Origin of the sequence: Nostoc sp. 2RC (genome assembly GCF_014222165.1) — a bacterium.
Classification (GTDB): domain Bacteria; phylum Cyanobacteriota; class Cyanobacteriia; order Cyanobacteriales; family Nostocaceae; genus Nostoc; species Nostoc linckia.
In genome coordinates this window covers 1-10,966 of sequence record NZ_JACKZU010000278.1, presented here as the reverse complement: position 1 = coordinate 10,966, position 10,966 = coordinate 1, and the positions used below count along the sequence as shown (strand labels likewise).

12 protein-coding genes are annotated in these 10,966 nt (G+C 38.7%); 3 read left to right on the top strand and 9 right to left on the bottom strand.

Annotated features, from left to right (window positions below; genetic code table 11):
• Nucleotides 1-266: 266 nt before the first annotated feature.
• From hpsU to GNE10_RS25020, 4 genes are all read right to left on the bottom strand, one after another.
• Nucleotides 267-845, bottom strand: a complete 579-nt coding sequence (hpsU, locus tag GNE10_RS25035; protein ID WP_185567618.1) for a hormogonium polysaccharide biosynthesis acetyltransferase HpsU — start codon at nt 843-845, stop codon at nt 267-269.
• Nucleotides 846-941: 96 nt separating this feature from the next.
• A complete protein-coding gene (locus GNE10_RS25030) occupies nt 942-1,898 on the bottom strand; it encodes a glycosyltransferase family 2 protein (protein ID WP_099066200.1) in 957 nt (318 codons plus the stop codon).
• 21 nt (nt 1,899-1,919) lie between these two features.
• Nucleotides 1,920-2,855, bottom strand: a complete 936-nt coding sequence (locus tag GNE10_RS25025) for a glycosyltransferase family 2 protein (RefSeq protein ID WP_099066201.1) — start codon at nt 2,853-2,855, stop codon at nt 1,920-1,922.
• 305 nt (nt 2,856-3,160) lie between these two features.
• Nucleotides 3,161-3,967: a hypothetical protein gene (locus GNE10_RS25020; protein WP_185567620.1), complete on the bottom strand. Its 807-nt coding sequence runs from the start codon at nt 3,965-3,967 to the stop codon at nt 3,161-3,163.
• 670 nt (nt 3,968-4,637) lie between these two features.
• On the opposite strand from GNE10_RS25020, the gene cobU reads away from it, so the two are divergent.
• Together cobU and GNE10_RS25010 are read left to right on the top strand one after the other, a co-directional pair.
• The gene (gene cobU / locus GNE10_RS25015; RefSeq protein WP_185567615.1) at nt 4,638-5,198 is read left to right on the top strand and encodes a bifunctional adenosylcobinamide kinase/adenosylcobinamide-phosphate guanylyltransferase; all 561 of its coding nucleotides are present in this window, start codon (nt 4,638-4,640) and stop codon (nt 5,196-5,198) included.
• 46 nt (nt 5,199-5,244) lie between these two features.
• Nucleotides 5,245-5,664, top strand: a complete 420-nt coding sequence (locus tag GNE10_RS25010) for a hypothetical protein (RefSeq protein ID WP_185567613.1) — start codon at nt 5,245-5,247, stop codon at nt 5,662-5,664.
• A gap of 171 nt (nt 5,665-5,835) precedes the next feature.
• Here the strand turns inward: GNE10_RS25010 and GNE10_RS25005 are convergent, their stop codons facing one another.
• From GNE10_RS25005 to GNE10_RS24985, 5 genes are all read right to left on the bottom strand, one after another.
• Nucleotides 5,836-6,282 carry a tellurite resistance TerB family protein gene (locus tag GNE10_RS25005; protein WP_099066204.1) on the bottom strand — a complete coding sequence of 149 codons (447 nt, stop codon included), beginning with the start codon at nt 6,280-6,282 and terminating at the stop codon, nt 5,836-5,838.
• A gap of 178 nt (nt 6,283-6,460) precedes the next feature.
• On the bottom strand, nt 6,461-6,598 hold the full coding sequence (locus tag GNE10_RS25000; protein WP_180267350.1) for a hypothetical protein: 138 nt from the start codon (nt 6,596-6,598) through the stop codon (nt 6,461-6,463).
• Nucleotides 6,599-7,208: 610 nt separating this feature from the next.
• Nucleotides 7,209-8,129, bottom strand: a complete 921-nt coding sequence (locus GNE10_RS24995) for a histone deacetylase (RefSeq protein ID WP_099066227.1) — start codon at nt 8,127-8,129, stop codon at nt 7,209-7,211.
• A gap of 213 nt (nt 8,130-8,342) precedes the next feature.
• Nucleotides 8,343-9,038 (bottom strand): SAM-dependent methyltransferase, encoded by a 696-nt coding sequence (locus tag GNE10_RS24990; RefSeq protein ID WP_185567611.1) that lies wholly within the window; start codon nt 9,036-9,038, stop codon nt 8,343-8,345.
• A 111-nt stretch (nt 9,039-9,149) separates the two neighbouring features.
• A complete protein-coding gene (locus GNE10_RS24985; RefSeq protein ID WP_185567609.1) occupies nt 9,150-9,722 on the bottom strand; it encodes a dual specificity protein phosphatase family protein in 573 nt (190 codons plus the stop codon).
• Nucleotides 9,723-10,133: 411 nt separating this feature from the next.
• Here GNE10_RS24985 and GNE10_RS24980 point away from each other — a divergent pair.
• A partial coding sequence (locus tag GNE10_RS24980; RefSeq protein WP_185567607.1) for an STT3 domain-containing protein occupies nt 10,134-10,966 on the top strand: 833 nt, incomplete at its 3' end.

The window sequence follows — 10,966 nt, the reverse complement described above, 5'->3', positions numbered from 1 at the left end:
AGACCCCTCCCCAAAGCATCGGGGAGGGTTGGGGAGGGGTCTTGTCTATGTGTCGCATTCTTTTTTCAAATTGGTATAAGTTGATATTAATCACTAATGACCAATGACCAATAGACCTCTTGCACAAGAGTGCTTTTTGCACTCTTGTGGGAAAAGGGATACATGTTAATGGTTCGACAAGCTTACCAACCGGGGAAAGGGAAAATAGCAAACCTTTCCCCCTTTCCCCTTGCCCTTTTCCCACAAGACTGCAAGAAGTCTATTGACTAATGACTAACAGCATCGAGTTTTATCCGAGCTTTATTCGGACGACAGGGGCTTCCCCAACAAACTTGTCCAGAAGGCATACTGGTGAAAACACTACTACGAGCGCCAATTACAGCATTAGCACCAATTTTTACTCCCGGCCCAATGAAACAATCTGTGGCCACCCATGCACCATTTTCAATGGTGATGGTTGCTGTTTTCAAGCCAAAGGCAGGGTCTTGGATGTCATGGCTACCAGTACAGAGGTAGCTTTTCTGGGAAATTACGCACTGTTCGCCGATGTTAATTTCATCGAGACTATATAAAACTACGTTGTCCCCAATCCAACTGTAGTTGCCTATAGTAATTTTCCAGGGGTAAGTAAAACGCGCAGTGGGTCGAATCAATACGCCTTTGCCGATACGAGCGCCAAATAATCGTAGTAGAGTACAACGTAAAATATTTAACGGTTGAGGAGTCAGAGGAAAGGCGATCGCTTGTACAAACCACCATAATAAAATATACCAACCAGGACGCCCGCGATCGAACCAAGATTGGTTATATTTGCGTAAATCTACAAAAGGTTTGTCATTAGTCATTCAATTTTGGATTTTAGATTTTAGATTTTAAGATTTTAGATTTTAAATTTCTCCTCCAATCCAAAATTCAAAATTCAAAATCTAAAATTGCTAGAGTTAGGAGTCAATGGTCAATAGTTTTCCTTCTGCTCCTCGACTTCCCTGCTCAATAATTTCCTGCTTTGCTGTAGTTGCAGTATTTAAATGACCACCACAATTTCGTAATTCGTAAAGTTTAACTCCAATTTGATATTCATATTGACTCAGCAATCGTCCATATATATATCCGGCTTTGCCGTCTAAAAAGCCGCGTTGGATGATATAAAATAACACAAACCGCAAAAGAGGTTTAAATGGTAAGCGTACCCATACTTTTTTCAAAAAACGTTTGCGTTGCACTGCGTCACCAAATAAATTTGCACCAATAGTGCCGCTATCATCTTGACCTGTGAGAATATTATAATAAACGCGAGCTTCCCAATTTGAATAGCGATTGTGCCGTTCTAACCAATGATAAAGGTCGCGGAAATCTTCATGGAGCATATCATTTTTCAGATACCCAACTTGACCCTGTAAAATTACATGTTCGTGAACTTCGTTATCGCCAGTGTTGGGAATATCTTCTGTATGTAGATTTTCGTAGCGTCCTTTTTTATGCTTAAACAAACGCAAATTCCAATCCGGGTACTTTCCACCATAACGAATCCACTTGCCTAAGAAAAATACCCGGCGATTGAGATAATAACCACTATATTCATCTTGATTAATTGCCTGCTCAATTTCTTCCCAAAGTTCGGGAGTGATGCGTTCGTCGCAATCTACAATTAGTACCCATTCGTTACGAAAAGGTAGGTTATCTAAAGACCAATTTTTCTTTTTAGGCCAATGTCCGTTGAATTTAAATTGAATGACGTTAGCGCCATAACTTTTAGCAATTTCGACACTATTATCGTTACTTTGAGAATCGACTACAAATATTTCATCTGCTCTGCTGAGACTAGTGAGACAAGCTGGTAAGTTGGCTTGTTCGTTTTTAGCAGGAATTAATACAGAAACTGGTATTTTAGATGACATAAGAATTATAATTTATGATATTTATGACTTCTTATTTGATGTGGATAAAAGACCTTGAATAGCTGCATTTAAGTAGCCAATTTGACCGTAAGCATACACAAGTTTGTCAAATCGTTCTGCTGGGTCAAAGAAGTATTGCAATGCTTTGTACAAACCGCGCAAAAATCGTTCGCCCCCTCGTTGTAATTGAGCGATACCAGCCCTACCAGCGAGTTGTTCTCGATAGCACTCGCTGATACCTTGCCACCAGCCTCGGTTTAAAAACCAAGAACGTTGCAGGCGTTCTGGGGCAACATTATGAGCTACTAGTGCTTCTGGAAGATAAGCAACTTGCCATCCACGTTGTAGGGCAAATTCGGTCATTTGTAGTTCTTCGTTAGATAATAGATTTTTCCCTACTCGACCAAGATGAGGGTCGAAACCTCCAATTTCTTCTAAGAAACTGCGACGGATGGAGTAATTTAAGCCTCTTGGTGTGGAGCCTGGTTGCTGAATGTAGATGATATCGTCACCCAAGTCGTATGCACCTAGATTTCCTGATAGTCCTGGAGATAGCCACCTTGGTTGTTGCATTCCTTCAGGCCAGATGAGAGTGACTTTGCCACCAGCGATCGCTAGTTTAGAGTTATTGTAATAGGCAGAATATAAAACTTGCAGCCAGCCCTTGCTCGCAACGGCATCGTCATCGAGATAAGCCAGAATATCAGCACTAGCCACTTTTGCACCCGTGTTACGGGCGACGGATAAGCCGATGGTGGGTTCAAAGATATACTTGAGCCGAGGATCGTCAGCTCTTTGTTCTACTACTTGGCGAGTGCCATCGCTAGATCCATTATCAACTACTACAACTTCAAAATTAGCAGCAAAATCCTGTCCTAAAAGACTATCAATTGCAGCACCTAAGTAGGTATCTCGATTGTGGGTACAGATAATGGCAGAGATTTGGATATCTGGCATAGATTTAATTGGGGATTTGAGATTTGGGATTTTTGATTAAAATCTTCAGCAAGAATCCAGAATTTAGCATCAATATATTTAGCGGATTTGAATCCCGCTACTATATTGAAGACCACCAGATGGGAAATTTTGGTGTCATGTTCAGCCTTTATTCATCTGCCAGTGATACAAAATTCTTAACTGAATTTTGACGACTGACTCCTGAATTCTGGTTGTTAAATCTAATGCACATTTAGTCTTAGTTAATCTAAACTAAATTTTATCTGCCCACCAACCGAGTTTTTTCGGAAAAAATCTTCAAAGCTTCACGTTTGCTGAATGTGGCTATGTAAAACTACAAGACTTTGGGCAAGTTGAGCCAAACGGGTTTCCAAAGTTTGCTTACGCCCCAACAACTGACGTAACTTTTGGTAACGAGCGATCGCTATACTAACGGTGGGAACCTGATCTGCTGGACATGGGCGCGACCAAACTTTACCAGAATCGTCCACACCGCAGAGGCGATAGCTAGTAGCAGACGATTGGTAGGACACTTTTCCACCATTAGCGCAAATTTCTTCAACATAGTTCATTAGCCTGTCAATTTCTGCATGGCGGAGTGTCGCAGTTCCACCTGGTTCTGGTTCCTGAAAATTGGATTCTAACCAACCATTGACAATCGGCCCTTCTAAGTAAATATCCTGAATTTGCTGCAAAATATTTTGTAATTCTGTTTGCCAACTAGCAAGACTTTCTTGAATTTCTTGCAATATACTCATAGCCAAGCCTGGATTAGCTCCGTGGCGATGGCTACTGATGCTGGGAGTTTTGAACTTGGGTAGGCTCGGTGTTCTGCTTGTACTATCTTCTGCTTGAAAGGTTTGCACAGAGTCGTGGTGAGGAAATAAATTTTGTTCTTTATCAACACTAACGCCAGCTGCTTGTTCTTGTATCTTGACTTCATCATCCTGAGAAAATGAAGTGTTTGTGCTTGTTGTGGGTTCGTTGGCTGTGACACTGATTCTAAAAGAGAAAGGCCGCTTTGTTGAATCTCCTACTTCAGCAGCAGAGTCAGTGCCACGAGTTCCTAAATCGTGTAGAGTTGCTTCAATACGTTTTAAGCCTGGTTTCATAAACATACCCTATAGTTTGCTGTCCAGTTATTGGCGGGTTTTCAATCCCGACTTGAAAAATACAGCAGAATCGGTGAATTATCCTAGTCATTAGTAAAACAATTTAGATAGCTGTCTCACAGACTTAAATTTATTTACTTCACCAAATTGCAATCTACTGTAATTATTAATTCGCAATGATGCTGGTGCTAATTTTATCTCTTAAAAGTTATTTAGAATTAAAAATCTTACCAAGCCCTTCTGGCAGGGAATAGGGAATAGGGAATAGGGAATAGTGTAAAAACCTGCCCGTATACTGGGTTCAGAGCAACTAAATTTATTTATGAAAACAAAAAAAATATTTTTTAAGGGAACACTCATGCTGTGAAAAAATGCGTCCTTGTACAAATCCCCTACTTTTAAGTATGGAAATTTCCCTATTCTCTATTGCCTGTTAAGAGTTCCCTTTTAATTATTTGGGCATTGGGCATTGGGCATTGGGTATTGGGCATTGGGCATTGGGCATGAGGCACAAGAGGCTCCAGGGGTATGAGGAGAAAAAACTTTTACAACAACTCTCCCCTGCTCCCCATCTCCCCATCTCCCCACCTCCCTACCTCTCCATCTCCCCACTCCTGTGATGATAAACTGCAAACGTAGCCATATTGTGAAGATACTTAGGAAGTAACTTTTGAGTAAAGTCATTTTAGTCACAGGGCCAGCTCGTTCTGGTAAAAGTGAGTGGGCAGAAACTCTGGCTATGGAGTCGGGGAAAGCAGTTATTTACGTAGCTACAGCCACTGATAACCCAGATGATGAAGAATGGCACCAACGTATTTTAGAACACCAAAAACGTCGTCCCCAAGATTGGGTAACTCTGTCTGTACCTGTGGAACTGTCTGCTACCCTTGCTGACGCGAAACCCCATACTTGTCTTTTGGTTGATTCTTTGGGAACTTGGGTAGCGAATCTCCTAGAACAAGACGACCAAAGTTGGGAAAATCTGGTGGTAGAGTTTTTAGAGACTGTGGATTTGGTGGCTGCTGATATGCTGTTTGTAGCGGAAGAAGTAGGTTGGGGTATTGTGCCAGCTTATCCTGTTGGTAGGATGTTCCGCGATCGCCTTGGCTCTTTGGTACGCCGCCTAAGTTCGCTGTGTGATGCTGTTTATCTAATCACTGGTGGCTATGCTCTCAATCTCACTGTTCTTGGTTCGCCATTACCAACATCTAAAGACTTAATTCAAAATTAAACATTGAACCTCCGAAAAATCCCGATCAAAATTTACAATTGAGAGTATGGCTACTAAACAAGAAGTTAAGGCATATCTCGCCTACTGGTTTCAACTAGGTAAAAAAGTAATCGTCGGCAACGGCAAGGCAAGCATTCTGCCAAAGTCTGTGCTAGATGGCGATCGCTATAGTACAGAATTTGAGGAATGCTGGGAGCAGATTCTCTCGAAAGAATCTGGTGACTGTCATCTGGAAGGTACAGAAGAAACTATTGCCGAACTGTTGACATCGACGTGGGACATGTTACCTTGTTGTCGCTGCACAATGCCAGTAGCTACACGAAACCTTGGGATGCCGGCTTTGTTATGTCCTTGTAATGATTTATGGAACTGGCCTAATACTGAATTACCAACGCCACGAACTCCTATTAAGACTCAGGAGCAACTCAAAATTATCCACGCTAGGCTGTTGGATAATAGTATGTGAACTAACAAACACTTTGTAGGCTTAACAGTTCTCAATCGTCTCAGCAATGGAGAAACATTAGCTTCCTTTTACTTTTTACTTGATAATGTTATTTGTTAAAGCAATCAATGAAATTTAATGCAACTTATCGGCTATTCACATAGATTAAATAGCGGATATTTTTTTGTTACCCTATACCCGATTTTTAATCAAGATTACTTGGATAATTTGTATTGCCATTTCACTAGAAACACCCAAAGCTTGATACAAATCATTTAAAAAGTTTTTTTCTTCTTCAGCTACTACACCTTCAGCCAAGACTAAATCGGTGGCTATTGCAAAGGCTGATTCGCGCAAGTCTTGAGATAGACAATCTTTGGCAGCATTAAATAAACTATTAAAATGCTCCCCTTGGAAAATAGATAAAATTTTATCGAGCAGACTCTTCATCATTTCATGGGGATAACTTTTAAAAAGTTGCATCCGAGATAGCACATAAGTGATGGAGTTCGCTTGTTCGACGGAAAGGTAACCGTCTGGAGCAGTTGCCATCAGAACTATAACAGCAAAAGCTTCCGCTGAATTCAGTACTGGTTGAGTTTTGCTTCCTGTAACCAACACAGCATCGAGTAAACCCATTGTAGTAGCTCCTTCGTTAAGGTCTCAATAGCGATACAGTTGCCTGTGCATTTGCTGGACTACCAGGTGAAACTGCAACGCTGTGAGACTTTTATAGTTTAGTGTTCCCAGGATGATTTCATGGCAAACACTTGTACCCAATGGTTTTTGGGAATAAGTACACTGTTATTGTGTGAACTTATCGTTCTCCTGTCTTCTCTATTGTTTCAATTACTGCCAAACCTATACCAGAAGCTGCTATTAACAGTATTGCTGATATCAAAAAAGCATTGGTCAGCATTCGTAGGGCTTCGTCAAAAAAAATGTAGGTGGTCATTGCTTCACCTGCTAAACTTTGTGCCGCTAGTACTTTTTATTTCTCCACATGGTGATAGGTGAATTTCGCTGAAAAAGTGCTAGCAATTGCATCTTAACAAAACTTTAGCTCTTGCAGAACAATGGTGAAACTTTTTCTTTCTGAAGATTTGATGAACTTGAAAGAGTATTTGTAAAAGAAAATACTGAGACAAAAGTCCAAACAAAAGTTACGGCACCTTCAACTTCCGTAAACATTGTTCTGAAATTCGTCAATTCAGTTACAAAGAGTCAAGAAAGTAAATATCTACAAAAAGCTGATTTTTCTTGATTATTTTCTAAAATCTCTAGCAAATACTCTAGAGAATTTACTGACAAATTTTATAGTCACGTGCATCTATCTCAGTGCATATACAAAAGCAGAACGATGGACGATGCCAAGATTCTACTGAGAAAAAACAAACCCTAAAAAATTTTTAAATAATCAAGACGTTATTTTTCTCAGACTGCTGAAAGCTGCTGAGGACAATGGCATGGGCAAAATGTGAAGAAATATTGCGATTTTTTCAACCGCCAGAGGAAAGCGATCGCGCAGAATAATATTAAGAAATATTAAGATTTTTGAGACACAGTTAAAGTAAACAACGTTCGATAGTTGCTAGAACCGATTGAGAAAGTGCATCAAAATCGTAACCACCTTCTAAGCCAAAGAGAATTTTACGAGTTAGCGCCAGACAATAATCGGTGAATAAACCATAATCTTCTGATTGCAAGTTGATACTTGCCAAAGGATCTGCCGCATTGGCATCATAACCAGCACTGACAATCAATAAATCTGGTTGAAAGTTAGTTAAAAACGGTACTACCTTTTTTTCAAATAATGGCTGATACACCGTAATATCGCTACCAGGGGGTACTGGTAAATTCAAGACATTATCATAAAAGCCCCGTTCTGTTGCTCTCCCAGTACCGGGATAACATGGATACTGATGGAGGGAACAGTAGGCAATTTGCTGATGAGTTTCGACGATGGACTGAGTACCATTACCGTGATGTACATCCCAATCGAGGATGGCGACACGGTTAATTCCGGGTTGTTTCAGAGCAAAAAAAGCGGCGATGGCGGCGTTGGAAAATAAACAAAATCCCATACCCGCATCACTTTCAGCGTGGTGTCCTGGTGGACGCGCCAATACAAAAGCCGGATTATTGGATTCTAGTACAGCTACAACTCCATCTAACCAAGCACTAACCGCTAATAATGCCACATCATAACTGCGGGGCGAAATCGGTGTATCACCATCCAAAGGGCCGCCACCACTAGAGGCAATGAAAGAGAGTTTTTTGATGTAGGCTGGGCTATGAGCCTCAACTAATAAAGACATTAACTCTGGTTGTTCTGGTGCTGGTGTGGGGGCGCGCCATGTAATTTTATCTGCAAACGTAGCTGCTTTTAGAGCATTAGCGATCGCTATCAACCGTTCTGGTGTTTCCGGATGGTATTTTCCAGTCTTGTGATCTAAAAATTCGTCGGAATAGATGACTGGTAGCATAGAGTCAAAAGGGGTACCAACACTGAATGCCATTGTATCTTTATTAGGAAGAATTCAGAACTCAGGAGTCAGAAGTCAGCATGAATTGGAGTCTGATTCTTTGATGAATATTAGTTTACAATCCAGCCGAATCATCAATCAAAGGCAGTTTTAACATTATTTAATTATTACAATTCTATATTTTTATGAATAGAATTTTCAAATTCTATGATTTTAAATTATATTTACATCTTTAGTTATCTTTAACATTTTATTCCCACCAGGTTGTAGTTCATATTCAACTTTTTCAATATTTATTTTATAACCTTTGTCAGTACAATATTTAATTATTTTTTCTAAATGTGGCGAAGGCTTTAACATTAAATCTATCAGAGGAAATATTCTGATTTCTTGAGCAATACGCAGCATTTCACCTACTGAATTTAAGTGAAAATCATAATCTAGTTGCTCTGAATATAAAAACAATAAATGCGAACAAAGGGCTATGTCAAATTCTTGATTATTATATGCAAAGTTGGGCAATTCGCCAAATATATATCTGTTGGCCTTTTTACCACTATCATAATCAGCTAGAAATTCTTGAATTACTTTCACTCGATTTTGTCGCAAGTCATCTGGAGATTTATGATAGCTCCATACCCAATCGTTCGGTGTAGCCTTGACTTGATTAATAATGTTATCTACTACTTCATTAAATCTTTGCAGGATTTGATCGCCAGAAAATTGGTACAGGGGATCGATAGAAACTACATTTTTACCCTGTCGTGTCATTTCAGCATTAAAGCTTGCTGGCCCATCCCCAACCCCAATAATTCTTTTATTCAAATCTGCCTTTGTTAAATTGAATATTTTGATATATTCATCCATTGACCTTCCAAAGGGAACTACTTTATCTAAAACCATGACCATAGAGTTTGCCTCGTAACTAGATTGATCGTACTACTTCCTAATTATCAATTCATCATTAAGATACATATTAATAAAAGAACTTCCGCTTGGTTTAGAATCATAAATTATCTACTAGTCACCACGGACTACTAGGCGGCAATTATTTAAAAGTATGTCGATATCTTTTGCAACTTTAAAAGGATTTTTACCTTTGAATATAGCAGCGATTGCTGCTTCATAAGGATTTCTACCTGTTTTTTTCACAGCCTTAATAGCAGCTTCCTTTGATAATCCCCTGACGCTAACTAGCCATGCTGCTAATACATGTCCAGTACGTCCAATTCCACCAGAGCAGTGTACAACAACTTTCTCATTTTGTTTATCTGCTGCAATTAAAAAAGGAATTATTTTTTGTGTGAGAGTTTCTAAATCAACTAAATGAAAATCTGCGATCGGTGTCCAACAAACTAGCTGACTACCAAATTCCTGTTTATATGTCCCCAGAAGATCGGAGTAGTAAGCTAATTGTTCATCATGGAGAAGACAACAAACTCTTTTGATACCTTGTCCTTTCATAAATTCTATCCAATCTTCAACCATTTGATTAGTATATTGGGGACGTGCAGCACCAAATACTACTTGCTCATTCTCGCAAGCCGGAGAGAATTTATATTTTTTAACCTGTTGTATTTCAGCTTTTTTCATTTCTGCCATTATCTAATTAGCTTTTATTGATAAATCAAGATTTATGCTCAAGCTTTCAAACCATAAAATACGTCATGTAAATTTGCCTAAATAATTCATTAACTGAAGTTAATTAAACGTAAAATTTCATTAGTAGCCGAACGTAATAGAGCGTAAACTCGTTGTAGCCTATCTATCCGCAAAAAGGTAGTAATCGCCAAGACTCGATTGTAGGTTTTTCAATGTTAACCTACTTATTTAATACATACCTGTGCTTTTTCAAGAGTCCAAAGCTTAATTTTCACTTGGGACTCTTGACAACCTGAATGCAAAATATAAAATTTAAATGCATAGTAGCTGATGCCTTCTGTAACCAAGATATTTCCTGAAGCTCAATCAAAGTGATAATTATTCTTAAATGAGATTACCATTATGCAATTCAAACGGAACCAGAACTTAACAATACTTTTGTTATTAATTTTATCCTGTATCTCTTATCTACCTTTCACTTACAGAGATACACCAGGCGAGAGGGATGGTTTCAGAATGATCATGGGAATAATTGACTCAGTTACATCTGGTAAACCATTCGGTAGTCCATTGCTTTATGGACGCAACATCTCTTTTGGCTACTATGCTTTAATAGATATTTTTAGACCATTTTTTGAAAATAATTTTAATAGAATTATTCCAATTAGTAATTATCTAAATTCTTTAAGTTCAATTTTCATAGTTATTCCCATTTTTTATCTGGTAAAAAGATATTGGGGACTAACCACGGCAGTCTTAGCAAATTTATTACTGATATTGATTCCAGTTTGGTGGAGTACAAGTCTGTATGGACATCCCATGATTCCAGCAGTACTATTCATGTTTATCGGTTTAGCCTTAATTGCATATCGTTCAGAAGTAAAATCTTCAAATGCTGGCTTAGTGAAATTAATAATATTAGATATATTGATAATTTCTGCCTTTTCATTATGCTTAATGTTTAGGTTGGATGCAGTACTGATGTTTTTACTAATCCCAGGCTGCTTTCTTCTGGAACGCTATTCTGTCACAAAAGTTATTTCTTATTCTAGTTTATATATTTTTTTCGCCATAATTATATTTTTGCCTTTCAAATCACGACTTCCAGAAATTAATATACAGAGTGATGGAATATTAGAAGATTTAATTTTTTATCATGGCCCCGATATAGCAATTCAAAATCTCAAATCAGGAACGAAAGCTTTTATTCAAGCTTGTAATCCATTGTATATATC

What these genes read in the sequence shown, in the direction of transcription:
- hpsU (WP_185567618.1), bottom strand. Translation starts at nt 845, where the DNA reads ATGACTAATGACAAACCTTTTGTAGATTTACGCAAATATAACCAATCT.
- GNE10_RS25030 (WP_099066200.1), bottom strand. Translation starts at nt 1,898, where the DNA reads ATGTCATCTAAAATACCAGTTTCTGTATTAATTCCTGCTAAAAACGAA.
- GNE10_RS25025 (WP_099066201.1), bottom strand. Translation starts at nt 2,855, where the DNA reads ATGCCAGATATCCAAATCTCTGCCATTATCTGTACCCACAATCGAGAT.
- GNE10_RS25020 (WP_185567620.1), bottom strand. Translation starts at nt 3,967, where the DNA reads ATGAAACCAGGCTTAAAACGTATTGAAGCAACTCTACACGATTTAGGA.
- GNE10_RS25010 (WP_185567613.1), top strand. Translation starts at nt 5,245, where the DNA reads ATGGCTACTAAACAAGAAGTTAAGGCATATCTCGCCTACTGGTTTCAA.
- GNE10_RS25005 (WP_099066204.1), bottom strand. Translation starts at nt 6,282, where the DNA reads ATGGGTTTACTCGATGCTGTGTTGGTTACAGGAAGCAAAACTCAACCA.
- GNE10_RS25000 (WP_180267350.1), bottom strand. Translation starts at nt 6,598, where the DNA reads ATGACCACCTACATTTTTTTTGACGAAGCCCTACGAATGCTGACCAAT.
- GNE10_RS24995 (WP_099066227.1), bottom strand. Translation starts at nt 8,129, where the DNA reads ATGCTACCAGTCATCTATTCCGACGAATTTTTAGATCACAAGACTGGA.
- GNE10_RS24990 (WP_185567611.1), bottom strand. Translation starts at nt 9,038, where the DNA reads ATGGTCATGGTTTTAGATAAAGTAGTTCCCTTTGGAAGGTCAATGGAT.
- GNE10_RS24985 (WP_185567609.1), bottom strand. Translation starts at nt 9,722, where the DNA reads ATGAAAAAAGCTGAAATACAACAGGTTAAAAAATATAAATTCTCTCCG.